Source organism: Paenibacillus sp. Y930 (assembly GCF_056786375.1).
Window position 1 is genome coordinate 286094 of record NZ_JBXCIX010000002.1, and the last position, 17148, is coordinate 303241.

Consider the following 17148-nt stretch of genomic DNA (forward strand, 5'->3'; position numbering starts at 1 on the left):
GTAATATAGTTAGATTCGGTAAGAAGCAAATGGTTCGCCTTGACGGAAATCTGCACTAATTTCATTAAGCTGTTCCATTAGCTCGTTATTGATCGATAAATCTAATGCTTCCAAATTAGTTTCTAATTGCTTTACTTTCGTAGCTCCTACTATGACGGTACTCACGACTGGTTGATAAAGTAGCCAAGCAATAGCAAGATTTGAAGGAGTCGTTCCATGTTCCAGGGCAAGTTGTTGTAGCTCTTGACTAAGCTTCAATGTGCGCGCTGTTAAGAAACGATTAAAGTTCGGATCAGTTTGAGCACGAGAACCTTCGGGAGCTTGATTCGTTACCGTATACTTACCTGTTAATATTCCACCAGCAAGCGGAAAATAAGGAATAATTCCAATGCCTTGATCAAGACAAAGCGGAATTAGCTCGCGTTCAACTGTTCGATCAGCTAAAGAATAGCTTACTTGCTGAGAAATATATTTGGTTAATCCTAAGCGCTCGCTAATACCTAATGCTTTCATGAGTTCCCAAGCATAGTAGTTAGAGCATCCAATATATCGGACTTTTCCTGAATTAATCATGTCTTCAAGACAGCGTAATGTTTCTTCAAGTGGAGTCAGAGGGTCAAATGTATGGATTTGATATAGATCAATATAATCTGTTTGCAGACGAGCAAGACTTGCTTCTAGCTCTTGCATCAGGTGATGGCGAGATGATCCTTTATGAAAAGGACTTTTACCAGTAGGAAGCCCTGCTTTTGTAGTCAGAACAATATCGCTGCGTTTGCCTTGAATAGCTTTACCTATAATGGTTTCTGATTGAGTTCCCGCGTAAATATTCGCTGTATCGATAAAGGTGACGCCATTTTCGATAGCTTGTTCAATAATATATGTTGAGGTTTGAGCCTCTGCACGTTTGCCAAATGCATTAGTACCAAGACCAATAGCTGATACCGTTAATCCACTATTTCCAAGTTGTTTATATCTCATCGTATCCTCCTGAAAACTTTTGATGTCTCCTCGATAAACTCCTAGTAAATCAAAAGTTACATCGGAAGCATAGCTGAATTTGTCATAGCATCTCGAAACTCTTCATTCAGATGACGAGTAAATATTCGAAAACATATGTTATTATGATCACATTTTCATTATGACATCTAGCTGCGAAGTTGAAAAGCAATACTCTTTAAGGGTATAATTTCAGGATGACAAGATCATTAGGAGGGAATCTCATTATGTTATTTGTGAGCAATGAAGGCAATCATGATCCAGCAGTTAACTTAGCGTTAGAGGAATACATATTTAGACAACTGCCTGAGAACAATTATCTTTTATTTTATATTAATGAGCCTTCGATTATTATAGGCAAAAATCAAAATACAGTTGAAGAAATTAATGCGGAATATGTGAAGGACAATAATCTTCATATTGTGCGTCGTATGAGTGGTGGCGGGGCCGTTTATCACGATCTAGGTAATTTGAATTTCAGCTTTATTATGAAGGATGATGGTTCGTCCTTCCACAATTTCAAGAAGTTTACCGAGCCAGTTGTAGAGGCTTTGCGTACTATGGGTATCGAAGCGGAGCTAACAGGACGGAATGATATACAAATTGGTGAAAAGAAAATATCGGGTAATGCACAGTTCCATTCCAGAGGTAAAATTATTAGCCACGGTACGTTGCTATTCAATTCTGAAATGCAAAATGTTGCGAGTGCTTTGAAAGTTAATGCCGAGAAATATGCTTCGAAATCAACAAAATCTGTTAGAGGTCGCGTTGCTAACATTACCGAATTTTTACAAGAACCAATGACCATCGAACAGTTCAGACTGAAAATTTTACATTCTATATTTGCTGGTGAAGGTGAAGTTCAATCTTATCAGCTCACTGATGAGGATTGGAAAAAGGTGCATCAACTTGCTGATGAACGGTATCGAAGCTGGGAGTGGACTTATGGACGTTCACCTCAGTTCAATATGCAACAGCGTAAACGTATTGAAGGAGCAGGGACATTCGATGTGCGCTTGAATGTGCATGATGGAGTGATCCAGGAAGCGGCAATTTATGGTGACTTTTTCGGTCGCGGGGATCGCAATGAAGTTGCTGAGCAGCTTGTTGGCTTGCGCTACACTGAGGAAGAGTTAAGCAAGCAAGCAGACGGCATCGACTTGACCTATTATTTTGGTCCGGTTACGAAGGAAGACTGGATGGGGCTGTTGTTCTAGTTCTATAGAGGAAGTTCAAAAAGCGGGCTTTGATAACGATGGGTATGCTAACGAAGCTTAGTCGACATCGCATCTGAAGCGAACTTGGAAAGTATAGCATAAGCTTCCGATGTATGTTTCTTGCAGAAACATTGTAGGTTCGCGTGTACGTATTAATGTACACTTGCGCTTATAATAGATGCGGATACAATAGATCATACTATAGGTAGTTCAAAATATTCACTTGTGATCTAAATTAAAGGAGATGTACATATGTCAACAAATTGGAATGAACAATTAGATAAATATGCAAAATTAATTGTGCAAGTTGGAGTTAACGTTCAACCCGGGCAACCAGTATTCGTTACAGGGACTATCGAGCAAGCAGACTTGGTTCGTGCTGTTGCTAATCAAGCGTATGAAGCGGGAGCAAGTAATGTTCACGTGGAGTGGATGGATGACAAGCTTTCACGCTTAAAATTTATGAAGGCTGCTGAAGATGTGTTCAGTGATTACCCACAGTGGGAAGCTGATAAACGTAAGCAGTTTTATGAAAAAAATGCTGCCTTTATTTCAATCGTATCCAGTAGTCCTGATCTATTATCGGGTATAGATTCAAATCGCATTGCAGCATTCCAAAAAGCTTCAGGTACAGCGCTGATGGAATTTAGACGAGCGATGCAAGCAGATAAATTCAGCTGGACAGTTGTCGCAGCAGCGGGCACAGATTGGGCCAATAAGGTATTCCCACAGGCTGCTTCCCAGCAAGTGGCGATTGAACTATTATGGAAAGCGATCTTTGCCGCAGTACGACTAGATGCTGCTGATCCTGTTCAAGCATGGCAGGAGCATAACGATACATTGCATGCTAAGGCGATCGCGCTTAACAACTATCATTTCCAAAAGCTACATTATCGTGCTCCTGGGACTGATCTTACGATTGAGTTATCCGATAAGCATTTATGGGTATCCGCTGGTAGTGAGAACGAGCAGGGACATACATTTATGGCAAATATGCCAACAGAGGAAGTATTCACTGTTCCGTTGAAAAATGGTACGAATGGTTATGTTTCTAGTACTAAACCACTTAGCTATGGCGGTAACGTGATCGATAAATTCAAGATTACATTCGAAAATGGGCGTATCGTGAACTACGAAGCAGAGCAAGGTGCCGAATTTTTAGCGAAGCTAGTGGAAATTGATGAAGGCTCTCATTATTTGGGAGAAGTTGCACTCGTTCCTCATCGTTCACCTATTTCACAGTCGGGTGTATTATTCTTTAATACATTATTTGATGAAAATGCATCAAATCATCTAGCGATCGGAAGCGGTTATGCTTTCAATATTGATGGTGGAAAAACAATGACACAAGAAGAACTTGCAGCTAATGGTGTTAACGCAAGTATTACACATAACGACTTTATGATTGGTTCTGGGGAAATGGATATTGACGGTATTCAACAAGACGGAACAGTAATACCAGTATTCCGCAAAGGCGAATGGGCCTTCTAAAGAGGAAACTTCAAAAAGCGGACTTTGATAACGATGAGGATGCTACCGAAGCATATTCGACATCGCATCTGAAGCGAACTTGGAAAGTACGGCATAAGCTTCCGATGTATGTTTCTTGCAGAAACATTGTAGGTTCGCGTGTACGTATTAATGTACACTTGCGCTTCCGTCTTTCTCAAGTAACGCTTCACCTGCTCGGTTCTGAAAGCCCGCTTTTTGAACCTCTATTGGAATGGGATACTTCAAAAAGCGGACTTTTATTGGAAGCTACGTGCTGAAGATTGACCGCTCGTGTACTCATGCCGTACACGTTGCTGGGTATTGTTACAATGTCTTTGCTAACGATGATTAGGTTAACGTAGCTTAGTCAGCATCAAATAGGAAGCGAATAGTAATATTTCCGAAAACCATATGACATTTGTCATATGGTTTTCCTTACGTTTATGACTTATGGATATGACGTAAAGTGTATACAATAGTAATATAAAATATATTTACTAGCGAAAAAGCTATTAGCGATACGAGGAGATGTTGTATATGAATGATCCGAAGCAGCTTCAGTTGAAGAAAAGCATGTCACCATTTGAGAAAACGAAGCTGTCCATAAGTGTAAGGCAACTATGCAACACATTAATTCCCGTCATTGCATTATGGTACCTTACGTACTTGAGCTTAGATGTATCCTACTGGCTTACATTGCCACTTAGTATCGTTACTGCCATGTTCGTTGTCCGAACATTTATTATTTTTCATGATTGCACCCATGGCTCTTTCTTCAAAAGTAAGCGTGCTAATGATATTGTAGGGATCATCACAGGTGTTATTACTCATGTTCCTTATCAACAATGGAAAAATTCACATGCGATCCACCATGCAACTAGTAGTAATCTAGATAAACGTGGTGTAGGCGATCTGTGGATTATGACTGTATCAGAATATGAACAAGCATCTACATTACAGAAATTACATTATAGAATATATCGCAATCCGTTAGTTTTGTTTGTATTAGGACCATTCGTAGTATTTCTATTCCAATATCGTTTCAATCGTAAAGGTGCACGTCGTAAAGAAAGACTGAATACGTATCTGATGAACGTCTTGATCGTTGGCATGTATGCACTTTTAACTTGGGCTGTTGGTTGGCAAGCGATGTTACTTGTACAAATTCCAGTATTCTACGTATCAGGTGCGTTAGGTATTTGGTTGTTCTATGTACAGCATCAATTCGAGGATTCGTATTTTGAGCATAATGATGAGTGGAGCTATGTAAAAGCAGCTGTAGAAGGAAGTTCTTACTACCGTCTGCCTAAGTTATTGCAATGGCTAACAGGAAATATTGGTTTCCACCATGTGCATCATCTTAGCCCGAAAGTTCCAAATTATTTCTTAGAACAAGCGCATAATGAAACACCGCCTTTACAGAAAGCAACAACAATTGGTATACGCGAAAGCTTATTATCATTAAAGGTTAGTTTATGGGATGAACAAACTCAGCGCTTTGTCGGTTTCCGCGAAGCAAAGAAAATAATCATGAATAATCATCGTCCGACTAAACAAGCAAGTTAACCATTGGCCCTAACGATGAGTTTTTAACTCATTGTTAGGGCTTTCTTGTAGTTAGATATGCTAAACTTAAAACAACACTCTCTAGATAGGTAGGTATTACATGAATAAATGGTATCAAACGTTTAGTCGCGGAACAGGATTATCGCCATATATTTGGCTAGTCTTTTGTATTTTGCCGTTCTACTCTATATTTGGAAAATCTTCTTCAGTAGGGATGATATCCGGTACTGTACTTATTGTTGCATTTTTTATTTGTTATGTATTAGCGTTTTTATCTAAAGGCTGGCCAATATATATGTGGACTAGTTTTCAAATTGTTATCTCCATGATTATGACGGTCAATTTCAGTTATGTTTACTTTTCGATTTTCCTAGCATTTTTTATCGGAAATATTAAAAGTAAAGCAGGTTTTTATACACTCTACATCATACATTTGATTACAACATTTGTGACGGTTAACTATGGACTTGCTGTACAAAAAACGATATTTTTCACACAGTTTCCATTTATTCTTATATCGCTCGTTGTTGTGATTTTATTACCTTTCAACACTTACAATATGAAAAAGCAAGATCAATTGGAAGATGAATTGGAGCATGCGAATAAGCGAATATCGGAACTAGTTAAGCTAGAAGAGAGACAGCGTATTGCAAGAGATTTGCATGATACTGTTGGACAGAAACTCTCTCTTATTGGATTGAAAAGTGATCTAGCTGGAAAGTTGTTGTATAAAGATTTGGCGAAAGCAGAGCGTGAAATTCAAGATGTTCGTTCTACAGCGAGAATTGCATTGAAGGAAGTACGCGAGCTAGTGACGAAGATGCGCGGAACTAATTTAGAAGATGAAGTGTACAATATAAGTCAAATATTAGCGGCCGCACAAATTGGCTATGAATTAAGTGGTGAACCTAAGCTTCAATCCACGGCATTACTTGCTGAAAATGTGCTATGTATGTGCATGAAGGAAGCTGTGACAAATGTCGTCAAGCATAGTCAGGCGACCCATTGTCACATTACTATTGATACGACTGCTGATGAGGTTATACTTACCGTACATGACGATGGTATAGGTATGACATTCGAGCAGTCCGACAATCGTGGTAATGGATTAAGGGGTATGAAGGAGCGATTGGAATTCGTCAATGGTTCACTAAATATTGACACGACAGATCAAGTAGGTACAACATTGAAATTGTCAGTTCCACATGCCGTTCGTCAACCGATGAAGGAGTCGATAACATGATAAACATTGTAATTGCTGAAGATCAGCGAATGCTGCTTGGAGCTTTGGCTTCGTTAATTGATCTGGAGGACGATATGTCTGTTGTTGGTAAAGCAGCTAATGGTCAAGAGGCTTTGGAACACGTTAAGGCGTTACAGCCTGATATATGTATTATGGATATTGAAATGCCGATTAAGAGTGGACTAGAAGCAGCAGAAGAATTAAAAGGTAGTAATACAAAGGTTATTATTCTTACGACATTTGCAAGAGCAGGCTATTTTGAACGTGCAATTAAGGCAGGGGTATGTGGTTATTTGTTGAAAGATAGTCCATCTGAGGAGTTAGCTAGTTCTATTCGCAGTGTTATGGACGGCAAGCGAATTTATGACGCTGAATTAATGGACGAAGCTTATAGTGGCGCGGATAATCCACTAACAGAACGTGAGCAAGAAGTGTTAGGTCTAGTTGCAGATGGTAAAAATACGAAAGAAATTGCGAGCGAGCTATTTCTTTCAACAGGAACGGTCCGTAACTATATATCAACGATTCTCGATAAGCTTGATGTAAGCAATCGGATCGAAGCAATTACTCGCTTCAAAGATAAGGGCTGGTTTAAGTAGATGTAATGAAAAAGTGATTTAACGATAGAAAAAGTCTTTAATTCCACAATGCATGTGGAGTTAAAGGCTTTTTTTTTGTTCTCGCAACGCTCCTGAGCATTAAATATTACAATAGTGGTTGACATCATAAAAATGATGTTATATAGTTAGTTACATAAGCAACTAACCAATTAACTTTGATTGGTTTAACATATTAAAGAAACGATGAAAAATGTTATGGAAAGGAGTTTCATGTGAATAATTATTTGGATGGAGAAAAGCCGATATTTCAACAAATTAAGGAGCAAATTGAGGATGCGATACTCGATGGACATATGGGACCAGAGGAACGAATACCATCCATAAATGAATTTGCGAAAGAATATCAGATTAACCCGGCAACAGCAAATAAAGGAGTTAACGAGCTAGTAGATCGCGGAATCATTTACAAAAAGAGAGGTGTAGGAATGTTCGTAAGTTCAAATGCAGTGGAGCTTCTTATTGAAGAGCGAAAAGAAAGTTTTGATGCGAGCTATATTCAGCCCCTAATTAATGAAGCTGAGCGACTTGGAATTACTATAGAGCAATTGATGACAATGATTGGGAGGAAACTTTAATGCATATTGAGGTTAATAAACTAACAAAGCAATATCGAAATCATAATGTATTAGATGAATTAAGCTTTGAGATGAAAGGACCAGCAATCGTTGGACTTCTTGGTCATAATGGAGCAGGTAAGACAAGTTTTCTTAATGTTTTTTCAGGATTAGTAGCGCCAAGTGAAGGAAGCATTAGCATTAATGGTCAGTCCGTGTTTGACCATGGCGAGTTGATGAAAAGTATTTGTATTATTGGAGAAACAGGGAACTTTCCAACACATGTAACTGTAGCTCAAGTGATGAAGTTGAATCAATATTTTTATCCGAATTGGAATAATGAACTTGCAGAAGAATTGCTTGTGCAGTTCTCATTGAATAAGAAAATGAAAGTAAAAACGATGTCTAAAGGAATGGTTTCAGCGCTTGGAATAATTACAGGCATTGCAAGCGAAGCTCCAATAACCATTTTTGATGAGCCGTATATTGGGATGGATGCTGCTGGCCGACATTTATTTTATGAATTGTTAATTGAGCAGTTTTTAATTAATCCGCGCTTAATTATTTTATCGACACATTTAGTAGATGAAGCAAGTGAATTATTCGAGGACGTCTACATAATGCATGAAGGTAAGCTAATATTGCAGCAGTCTTACGAGGAACTTCAATCTAGAGTATTCAAGGTCAAAGGTACATTAGAGGACGTAGAGCGATATATTGTTGGGCAACAAGTGATACATCGTAGTCAATTTATGAAAGAACATATCGCTGTTATTATGAGTGATGGTAACGAACAACCGCATCAAGGGTTGAAGCGAGAAGTGGTTAAGTTACAAGAATTATTAATACTATTAAGCAAAAACCAACGGAAGGAGCAAATTCAATGAATCAGTGGAAAGGTAGTCTCTATTTATCACTGTTAAGTTACAAAAGAGAATTCCTAATATTTTGGTTAATTAATTCATCATTTCTGTTGAATATTGCTATATGCTATATGTTTCCTGAAATTACGCTAATTACAGTCGGTATATTTAGCACTTTTATATTCACTTTTATATTATCCTCTAAGTTATTAAATAGGACCTTATCTATTTCACTACGATATGGGCTGAATCGCAAACGATTTCTAGGATCAACAGCGATATTTATCATTATTTGGTCATTCTCTCATGCAATTATGATGTTTCTAATGAATTCATTATTACTTTGGGGCGCAGATATTTTTGGATTGAGTAATATGATAGTCCCACAAATATCAATGTTATTCGGTGATAATGTATCACTATTCATTAATTTACTTATCGATGCTTGCGTTATTAGCTTAGTATCGGTGAGCGGGATATTCGTCAATATACTGTTCTATCGCTTTGGATTAGTTGGAGGCTATGGGTTTGTTGGTTTACTAGCAGTTATTCTCTTTATTGGAGTACCGTTCAAATGGTATATCCCGCTTTCGGAAGCTGTGCTGGGGATGGATTTGGCACAATTTACAGGTTTGTTATTACTATTAGCTATCATTATATATGGCGTGATCTGCGTGTTTGCTAACAAGATATCAACCATTTCTGCCAATGTATAAGTACCCAAAACTATGTTTCAATCATTGATAAAAAGCCCTACATCGCTACCTGCTTTGGGTAGTAATGTAGGGCTTGCTCTGTACTAAGTATAGAATAGTAATTCTGTCTGCCTTGAACTAGGGATTTGGCTGGACAGCAGTTTCACTATACTCAGTAGTAGTATTTACTGGCTCCACAATCTGACTATCATCAGAAATAATCGGCGTATCAGCTTGCTCAACCTTTAGCTTAACGGGCTTTACTGCTTCGATCTCAAAGTAATGCTTAATTTCAGCTAATTTTCGCGGGTCTTCACTTTCTATACGTTCACGAATGAATTTTGCGACATAGTTGTCCCATGTTGGCTCTAGCTTTTGCATACGCAACAAGCGAATTGAATTTTTAATGCCGCGACGTTCTTTGGCATTTGTATACGTATCGACAAATAACTGCTTACGATCAAAGTCTAATCCGTCATAAATAGCTTTGAATATATGTGAGGTCATAATCGCATCGTCTAGTGCACGATGTGCTTGACCTGAGCCTTCAATAGCTAGCTGTTCGAGAGCACCCTCTACACTTACATCGTTTGTTAGTCCTTTAAGTCTAGTATATCCCTTCAGTAGATCGAAATACGGTGTAGTCATCCAATACTGATCGTCAAGCTTATGCATGCGTGTATCAAGAATAATTCGTTTCATATCCTCACCGCCCCAAGTAATGAACATTACTTCAGAGGAAGAAGATAGCCATGTAAGAAACTGACCGATGACATGTGGGAATCTGCTAGCAGTATCGATAGCTTCCTGAGGGATTCCTGTTTTTTTCTGAATGAAATTATTGAGCTTGGCGAAATAGATAGGTTTAATAAATTCAGAAAAACTATCGATAACCTCTAGTTGCTCATTTAAGCGAACTGCACCGATCTCAATAACTTCCATAGGTAGTTCACTGGCGAATTTACGCCCATTAAATTCAATATCAAGTACTATATAATCCAAATTGATTCCTCCGTTATATGATTGCAACTCTATTCTAACAGAAATCGAGGGTAATGGGTTATCATTCACATTGCTAACATAATGGTTTATACTAATAAAGTTGTTATTTAGCCGTAGTAGAGCAAGTTTTCCGAGTTACTTTTTGTATGCACAGAAGTATATCGGAATGTACAAAAAGTTTAGTTTATGCTTCCGAGGTTACTTTTTGTTTGCACAGAAGTATATCGGAATGTACAAAAAGTTTAGGAGGCTTTGGAAAAATATGTTAGATTGGTTTGAATGGTTAAAGTATGTTTTTTTAGGTGTGATTCAAGGGTTCACAGAACCGATTCCGATTTCATCAAGTGGACATCTAATATTAGCACAACAGTTAATGGGAATGAAGCAACATGGATTATCTTTTGAGATTATGACCAATACCGCGTCACTCATTGCTATTATATTCATTTATCGTGAAGTGTTAGCTAGATTAATGAAAAATGGGTTTGGCTACATCAAGTCCAAGGATGCTGCATATAAGTCGGATTTCAACTTTATTTTGTACATTATTATTGGTTCGATTCCAGCAGGAGTAATCGGCGTACTATTTAAAGATAAGATTGAAGAGGTTTTCTCTTCCTCTATATACACTGTCGGCATTGCATTATTAGTAACAGGTGTCGCGTTATGGCTAATACGTAATCTTCGTGGAGTTAAACGAGATGGTGATTTGTCGGCGAAAGATGCACTGCTTGTTGGTCTTGCACAAGCAGTAGCTTTAATACCAGGAATTAGTCGCTCTGGGTCGACGGTTATTGCTTCTATTGCAGTAGGGATGAAGCAGGATACTGCACTTCGCTTCTCATTTATGCTATATATTCCAGTAAGTGTAGGCGGGCTAATACTCGGTATTTCAGATATCGCATCTGATCCAGAACTACAAGCGCTGTGGTTCCCTTATTTATTAGCTTTTATTACGACTTTGTTCGTAACTTATTTCTCGATGAAGTGGTTTATGGGAATTATGGAAAAAGGCAATTTGCGATACTTCTCTTATTACTGTTTCATTGTTGGTACATTAATTCTTATTTTCATGTAACTTCATTCAAGGTGGCTTAACTATGAATAGTATAACAGAAGCTCAATCACTTACGAAGTCGAAACGATTGGGTATTGCCACAATATTAGGCTCTCTTTCGGCGCTTGGTCCGCTATCTATTGATATGTATTTACCTGCATTTCCGCAAATTGCTGAAGAGTTCAATACATCAGCTTCTTTAACACAATTAAGCTTAACAGCTTGCCTTATCGGATTAGCTGTTGGACAGCTTGTTATTGGACCGATTAGTGATGTGAAAGGCAGACGCAAACCATTATTAATCGGAATGCTGCTCTATGCCATTGTCTCCATTTTTTGTATGTTTTCAAGTTCAATTTGGGGATTTATTGGTTTGAGATTTGTGCAAGGATTGGCTGGAGCGGCCGGCCTAGTCATATCACGTGCGAGTGTTCGTGATCTATACTCTGGTCCTGAATTGATTCGATTTATGGCGACGTTAATGATTATTAATGGTGCCGCACCGATCTTAGCGCCAATTATTGGTGGAGAGGTTCTTAATTATACTTCTTGGAGGGGTGTATTTGGTTTATTATCAGTCTTCGGGATTATTATGTTAATCGGGATCTATTATTCATTAGGTGAGACTTTACCGGCCGATCGTCGTTCACGCGGTGGTCTCAAAAACACATTACGAACATTTGGCTCGTTGCTAAAGGATAAGAGTTTTATCGGCTATGTACTGATGCAAGGGTTCGTTATGGCATCGATGTTTGCTTATATTTCCGGTTCTTCTTTTGTCCTGCAAGGGATATATGAGATGTCTGTACGTGAATATAGTATGATGTTCGGAATGAATGGTCTAGGTATCGTGTTTGCAGGTCAATGTGCAGGCAGACTAGCGCATAAATTTTCACCAAGAAGTATGTTAGTAACAGGATTAAGTATGAGTGGTACAGGTGCTATTCTATTACTGATTGCAGTGTTTGCCGATCTACCGCTTACCTTTGTTGTGATAGGGTTATTCTTGGTCGTTTCCAGTGTGGGTCTCGTTAATACGACATCAGCATCGTTGGCGCTGGAGAAGCAAGGAGAGCGTGCGGGAAGCGCTTCTGCTGTGCTTGGTACGACTTCGTTTTTATTCGGGGGTATCGTTGCACCAATCGTTGGACTTGGTGGTGAAGGAACGGCAGTTCCTATGGTTGTGACGATAGCACTTATGATTTCTTGTGCGTGGATATTTTACAGATTTTCGCGAAAATATGGCTAGCTTTCATGCTTATAAAGGATGAATACAATAAGTTATAGGCATTGCTGAACACTATGAAAACGTTTATACTTTTCATTAGTATGAAGTATATCGAGACTTAATGAAAAGTTGTGTTTACGCTTCCGATGTACTTTTCATTCACATGAAGTATATCGAGAACTTAATGAAAAGTTTAAGGAGACGCTTACAGATGAAAAAGCTTAAGGTGTTGCAGCAATTAACAGAAGCAGGGGTTGTAGCGGTATTACGTGCTGACTCTGCAGAAGAAGTAGTTGAAATGTCGCGCTATGCTATCGAAGGCGGAATTAAAGCGATCGAAATTACGATGACCGTACCACATGCTACAAGAGCGCTTGAACAGCTAAGTGCGGAATACTCATGTGATGTTGATGTGAATAGTCCTAATTTTGCTTTAATCGGTGTAGGTACAGTGCTGGATCCTGAAACAGCTCGTGCTGCTATTTTGGCAGGGGCACAATATGTCGTTTCACCTGCACTTAATCCAGACACAGTAAAGCTATGTAATCGTTATGCAATTCCTTGCTTGCCAGGAACAATGACTATCCAAGAAATTCAATCAGCGCTTGAGTTAGGTGTAGATATTGTGAAGCTTTTCCCTGGTAATTTGTACAATCCTAGTGTTATTTCAGCGATCAAAGGTCCGCTTCCACAAGCGAATATTATGCCAACAGGTGGCGTATCGCTATCCAATATGAAAGAATGGATTAGTGCAGGTGCTGTTGCTGTTGGCATCGGTTCTGATCTTACGAAGGAAGCTGTGAAAACAGGTGACTTCAATCTAATTAAATTAAAAGCAGAAGCGTATATGGCTGCATATCGCGAAGCTAAACAGGCAAGCCAATAAAAAGTTGGAGCTTATGCTTTCGAAGTACTTTTCGTTTACGAGAGGTATATCAGGAAGTTAACGAAAAGTTGGAGCTAATGCTTCCGATGTACTTTTTATTATCAAGAAGATACTCAAGAAGCCAATAAAAAGTTGGAGGAGTTGTCATTGTGATGGAATACCGTATTGAGAAGGATACAATGGGTGAAATTAACGTACCTGCTAATAAGCTATGGGGTGCTCAAACACAAAGAAGCTTACAGAACTTCAAAATTAGTGGTGAGAAAATGCCACTTGAGGTTGTCTATGCGATGGCAATTGTTAAAAAAGCTTCTGCATTAGCGAATGAACGTCTAGGTGTAATAGATGCAGATAAAGCAACTGTTATTGGTGAAGCGGTTGATGAAATATTAGCTGGTCAATGGGATGATCAATTCCCACTTGTCGTATGGCAAACAGGTAGCGGCACGCAAACGAATATGAATGTTAACGAAGTTATAGCATTCCGTGCTAACCAAATTCTTGCTGAACGTGGTAGTGAACTTCGTATTCATCCTAATGATGATGTCAACCGTTCACAAAGCTCTAACGATACATTCCCGGCAGCAATGCATATTGCTGGAGTTATTGCGGTTGAAGATCGTTTATTGCCTGCGATTGATGTGCTGCATGCAACGCTTGTAGAGAAGATGAACAAATTTGCTGATTTAGTGAAAATTGGTCGTACTCATCTACAAGATGCAACGCCAATTACATTGGGTCAAGAAATTAGTGGTTGGGCAGCGATGCTTGCGAAATCTCGCAGTATGATTGAATATAGCGTGAATAGTATGCGTGAGCTTGCACTTGGTGGAACAGCAGTTGGGACAGGCTTGAATGCTCATCCAGATTATGCGGTTACTGTCGCGGAAGAAGTGACCAAGCTGACGGGCAAGCAATTCATTACAGCTGCTAATAAATTCCATTCGTTAACAAGTCATGACGAAATCGTCTTTACACACGGTGCGATGAAAGCATTGGCTGCTGATTTAATGAAAATCGCTAATGATGTAAGATGGTTGGCAAGTGGTCCTCGTAGCGGAATTGGCGAGATTACTATTCCTGAAAATGAACCGGGCAGCTCCATTATGCCAGGTAAAGTTAATCCTACACAAAGTGAAGCGATGACGATGGCTGTATGTCAAATTATCGGTAATGATACGACAATCGGTATGGCGGCAAGCCAAGGTAACTTTGAGCTTAATGTATTTAAGCCAGTAATCTTCTATAATTTCCAGCAATCATTAGCTTTGCTGGCGGATACGATGATTTCATTCAATGATAATTGTGCAGTTGGAATTGAGCCTAACGAAGCAGTAATTACACGTAATCTTGAGCAATCATTGATGCTAGTTACAGCACTTAACCCACATATCGGTTATGAAAATGCGGCGAAAATCGCGAAAAATGCACATAATAAAGGGATTACTTTGAAGGAATCAGCTATTGAAAGTGGCCTATTAACTTCCGAGCAGTTTGATGAATATGTACGTCCCGAGAAAATGATCGGCAGAAAATAATATAAGTAAATGAACTTAACCTATTCGTGTCTGAAGATGCGAGTAGGTTTTTTTGTGTGTGGTAGAAACATAGATCATTTTAATTGCCTTGCCAGAAATGTACGAACAACCTACGCTTATGCTATGATAGTACTATAAGTTAGAGGCAGTTAAAATAACGACAAAGTAGGTACAATAATGCATTTACTATCCATTGAAAATATATCGAAAAGCTACGGCGAGAAAGTACTGTTCGAGAACGTTAGCTTCGGCTTGGAAACAGGAGACAAAATCGGGATCATTGGTGTTAATGGTACTGGAAAATCTACTTTTCTTAAAGCAATAGCTGGCATGGAGCAAACGGATTCAGGTAAAGTGAGTATTGCAAATCACGCTGTTATTCGTATGCTGTCGCAAGATCCACAATTTGAACCCAATGAAACGGCACTTGAGCATGTGCTTGGTGGTGATTCACCTCAACTGCAAGCACATAAAGAATATGCAAGTGCAATGGTAGCCATTGAACTTAATCCAACAAGTACCGAAGTTCAAGAACAACTAATGAATGCCAGTATGAAGATGGATGAGCTTGATGCTTGGCAATTGGAAAGTGAAGCACAGCTAGCGTTGAATCAGTTAGGTATTAACCAATTCGATATGTTAGTCGAGCATATGTCTGGTGGTCAACGCAAACGTGTTGCTATGGCAGCAGCACTAGTGCTACCATCTGATATCCTTATCCTCGATGAGCCGACGAACCATATCGATAACGAATCCGTTGCATGGCTTGAAGGTATGCTACAGAAACGTCGTGGCGCATTACTTATGATTACGCATGATCGTTACTTCCTAGATCGTGTAAGTAATCGAATTATTGAACTTGATCAAGGTAGGGCGTTTTTCTATCAAGCGAATTACAGCCGTTTTTTGGAGCTTAAATTAGAGCGTGAAGAGAGCGAAGCTTCTTCAGAATCCAAACGGAGAAATCTACTGCGGAATGAACTAGCTTGGATGCGTCGTGGAGCAAAGGCTAGGTCTACGAAGCAGAAGGCTAGAATAGATCGATTTGAGCAATTACAAGCATCAACGCCCAAGGAAGGCAATGGTAAAGTAGAGTTATCTGTTGCATCGAGTCGTCTAGGACGTAAAATTATCGAGATCGAAAATATAAGTAAAAGTTTCGGTGATCGTCAATTAATTCAAGATTTCAGCTATATTGCCGTGCCAGGTGATCGAGTTGGTATTGTTGGGCGCAATGGATCTGGGAAATCGACATTAATGAAAATGATCGGTGACAGATTAGAGCCTGATACAGGTAAAATTGATCTTGGGATGACCGTGAAGCTTGGATGGTTTTCGCAGGAACGTGAGGAAATGGACGAGTCATTACGTGTGCAGGAATATATACGTGAAGCAGCTGAGCAAGTTAAAACAGCCGATGGAAGCATGATTTCTTCTAGTCAAATGCTGGAGCGTTTTCTCTTCAGTTCGACGATGCAATGGACACCGATAGCTAAGCTTTCAGGTGGAGAAAAACGTCGTTTGCAGTTATTGCGTGTTTTGATGGAAGCGCCGAATGTATTATTGCTCGATGAGCCAACGAATGATCTTGATATTGCGACTTTAACTGTACTTGAAGATTACTTGGATGACTTCCCTGGTGTTGTCTTTGTTGTATCCCATGATCGTTATTTCTTGGATCGAACGGTAGATAAAATTATTGGGTTTGAAAATAATGGTGAGCAAGTGATTCATACAGGTAACTATTCTGATTACCAGGATTATGTTCAGCAGCGTGGGCGCGGAACGACAGTGGCAACGGTTCAAACTCCCATCAAGCCACGAGCAGAAGAACAAGAAAATGAAAAGCCATCTCAGCAAGAGCGTCAGTTGAAAATGTCTTATAAAGACCAGCGTGATTATGAAAATATCGAAGCTTGGATTATAGAGGCTGAAGCTGAACTTGAAAATATTGCTACAGAGATGGAAGTTAATGCAAGCTCTGCAGGGCTACTCATTGAGCTTTCAGAAAAACAGAAACAAGCAGAGCAGAAGCTAGAAAAATTGATGGACCGTTGGGCGGAGTTGAATGAGTTAGCTGACCAAATCGAAGCGCAGAAGAAGGGATGACCGTAATGGATATTCGAAACATCTATTGTAATGGTCGCAATTATCGTCTTCAGGCGTTAGCTGCTATAAATAGCGAAATG

Annotated in this window: 15 protein-coding genes; 13 read left to right on the forward strand and 2 right to left on the reverse strand. The window is 39.2% G+C overall.

The window, feature by feature from the left end; all coding sequences use genetic code 11:
• Positions 1 to 9: 9 nt before the first annotated feature.
• Entirely contained in the window at positions 10 to 981 is a 972-nt protein-coding gene (locus AC1TO5_RS06760; protein ID WP_482062039.1) for an aldo/keto reductase, read from the reverse strand.
• 245 nt (positions 982 to 1226) lie between these two features.
• Between AC1TO5_RS06760 and lplA the strand changes: the two genes are divergently transcribed.
• The 8 genes from lplA (at position 1227) to AC1TO5_RS06800 (ending at position 9269) form a co-directional block, all read left to right on the forward strand.
• Positions 1227 to 2216, forward strand: coding sequence for a lipoate--protein ligase (gene lplA / locus AC1TO5_RS06765; protein ID WP_482062040.1), 990 nt, complete (start codon positions 1227 to 1229; stop codon positions 2214 to 2216).
• Between the two features lie 252 nt (positions 2217 to 2468).
• Positions 2469 to 3707 (forward strand): aminopeptidase, encoded by a 1239-nt coding sequence (locus tag AC1TO5_RS06770; RefSeq protein WP_482062041.1) that lies wholly within the window; start codon positions 2469 to 2471, stop codon positions 3705 to 3707.
• A 537-nt stretch (positions 3708 to 4244) separates the two neighbouring features.
• Complete coding sequence (desA, locus tag AC1TO5_RS06775) at positions 4245 to 5273, forward strand: Delta(5) desaturase DesA (protein WP_482062042.1); 1029 nt, start codon at positions 4245 to 4247, stop codon at positions 5271 to 5273.
• Positions 5274 to 5373: 100 nt separating this feature from the next.
• The gene (locus AC1TO5_RS06780) at positions 5374 to 6516 is read left to right on the forward strand and encodes a sensor histidine kinase (RefSeq protein ID WP_482062043.1); all 1143 of its coding nucleotides are present in this window, start codon (positions 5374 to 5376) and stop codon (positions 6514 to 6516) included.
• Positions 6513 to 7115 (forward strand): response regulator, encoded by a 603-nt coding sequence (locus tag AC1TO5_RS06785; RefSeq protein WP_482062044.1) that lies wholly within the window; start codon positions 6513 to 6515, stop codon positions 7113 to 7115. Before AC1TO5_RS06780 ends, AC1TO5_RS06785 begins: the two co-directional genes overlap by 4 nt.
• Before the next feature lie 233 nt (positions 7116 to 7348).
• Positions 7349 to 7711, forward strand: a complete 363-nt coding sequence (locus AC1TO5_RS06790) for a GntR family transcriptional regulator (RefSeq protein WP_482062045.1) — start codon at positions 7349 to 7351, stop codon at positions 7709 to 7711.
• Positions 7711 to 8577, forward strand: a complete 867-nt coding sequence (locus AC1TO5_RS06795; protein WP_482062046.1) for an ABC transporter ATP-binding protein — start codon at positions 7711 to 7713, stop codon at positions 8575 to 8577. The genes AC1TO5_RS06790 and AC1TO5_RS06795 overlap by 1 nt, the downstream gene beginning before the upstream one ends.
• Entirely contained in the window at positions 8574 to 9269 is a 696-nt protein-coding gene (locus tag AC1TO5_RS06800) for a hypothetical protein (protein WP_482062047.1), read from the forward strand. The genes AC1TO5_RS06795 and AC1TO5_RS06800 overlap by 4 nt, the downstream gene beginning before the upstream one ends.
• 117 nt (positions 9270 to 9386) lie before the next feature.
• On the opposite strand, the gene AC1TO5_RS06805 is transcribed toward AC1TO5_RS06800, so the two are convergent.
• Positions 9387 to 10250, reverse strand: a complete 864-nt coding sequence (locus AC1TO5_RS06805) for a 3'-5' exonuclease (RefSeq protein ID WP_482062048.1) — start codon at positions 10248 to 10250, stop codon at positions 9387 to 9389.
• 262 nt (positions 10251 to 10512) lie between these two features.
• On the opposite strand from AC1TO5_RS06805, the gene AC1TO5_RS06810 reads away from it, so the two are divergent.
• From AC1TO5_RS06810 to AC1TO5_RS06830, 5 genes are all read left to right on the forward strand, one after another.
• Positions 10513 to 11328: an undecaprenyl-diphosphate phosphatase gene (locus AC1TO5_RS06810; RefSeq protein ID WP_482062049.1), complete on the forward strand. Its 816-nt coding sequence runs from the start codon at positions 10513 to 10515 to the stop codon at positions 11326 to 11328.
• A 22-nt stretch (positions 11329 to 11350) separates the two neighbouring features.
• On the forward strand, positions 11351 to 12556 hold the full coding sequence (locus tag AC1TO5_RS06815) for a multidrug effflux MFS transporter (RefSeq protein WP_482062050.1): 1206 nt from the start codon (positions 11351 to 11353) through the stop codon (positions 12554 to 12556).
• Between the two features lie 190 nt (positions 12557 to 12746).
• The gene (locus AC1TO5_RS06820; protein WP_482062051.1) at positions 12747 to 13421 is read left to right on the forward strand and encodes a bifunctional 2-keto-4-hydroxyglutarate aldolase/2-keto-3-deoxy-6-phosphogluconate aldolase; all 675 of its coding nucleotides are present in this window, start codon (positions 12747 to 12749) and stop codon (positions 13419 to 13421) included.
• 152 nt (positions 13422 to 13573) lie between these two features.
• Positions 13574 to 14959, forward strand: a complete 1386-nt coding sequence (gene fumC, locus AC1TO5_RS06825) for a class II fumarate hydratase (protein ID WP_482062052.1) — start codon at positions 13574 to 13576, stop codon at positions 14957 to 14959.
• A gap of 177 nt (positions 14960 to 15136) precedes the next feature.
• Positions 15137 to 17068 (forward strand): ABC-F family ATP-binding cassette domain-containing protein, encoded by a 1932-nt coding sequence (locus AC1TO5_RS06830; RefSeq protein ID WP_482062053.1) that lies wholly within the window; start codon positions 15137 to 15139, stop codon positions 17066 to 17068.
• Positions 17069 to 17148: the final 80 nt, after the last annotated feature.

Excerpts from the sequence above, each read along its gene's own strand:
- AC1TO5_RS06760 (WP_482062039.1), bottom strand. The coding sequence starts at position 981 with ATGAGATATAAACAACTTGGAAATAGTGGATTAACGGTATCAGCTATT.
- lplA (WP_482062040.1), top strand. The coding sequence starts at position 1,227 with ATGTTATTTGTGAGCAATGAAGGCAATCATGATCCAGCAGTTAACTTA.
- AC1TO5_RS06770 (WP_482062041.1), top strand. The coding sequence starts at position 2,469 with ATGTCAACAAATTGGAATGAACAATTAGATAAATATGCAAAATTAATT.
- desA (WP_482062042.1), top strand. The coding sequence starts at position 4,245 with ATGAATGATCCGAAGCAGCTTCAGTTGAAGAAAAGCATGTCACCATTT.
- AC1TO5_RS06780 (WP_482062043.1), top strand. The coding sequence starts at position 5,374 with ATGAATAAATGGTATCAAACGTTTAGTCGCGGAACAGGATTATCGCCA.
- AC1TO5_RS06785 (WP_482062044.1), top strand. The coding sequence starts at position 6,513 with ATGATAAACATTGTAATTGCTGAAGATCAGCGAATGCTGCTTGGAGCT.
- AC1TO5_RS06795 (WP_482062046.1), top strand. The coding sequence starts at position 7,711 with ATGCATATTGAGGTTAATAAACTAACAAAGCAATATCGAAATCATAAT.
- AC1TO5_RS06800 (WP_482062047.1), top strand. The coding sequence starts at position 8,574 with ATGAATCAGTGGAAAGGTAGTCTCTATTTATCACTGTTAAGTTACAAA.
- AC1TO5_RS06810 (WP_482062049.1), top strand. The coding sequence starts at position 10,513 with ATGTTAGATTGGTTTGAATGGTTAAAGTATGTTTTTTTAGGTGTGATT.
- AC1TO5_RS06815 (WP_482062050.1), top strand. The coding sequence starts at position 11,351 with ATGAATAGTATAACAGAAGCTCAATCACTTACGAAGTCGAAACGATTG.
- AC1TO5_RS06820 (WP_482062051.1), top strand. The coding sequence starts at position 12,747 with ATGAAAAAGCTTAAGGTGTTGCAGCAATTAACAGAAGCAGGGGTTGTA.
- fumC (WP_482062052.1), top strand. The coding sequence starts at position 13,574 with ATGGAATACCGTATTGAGAAGGATACAATGGGTGAAATTAACGTACCT.
- AC1TO5_RS06830 (WP_482062053.1), top strand. The coding sequence starts at position 15,137 with ATGCATTTACTATCCATTGAAAATATATCGAAAAGCTACGGCGAGAAA.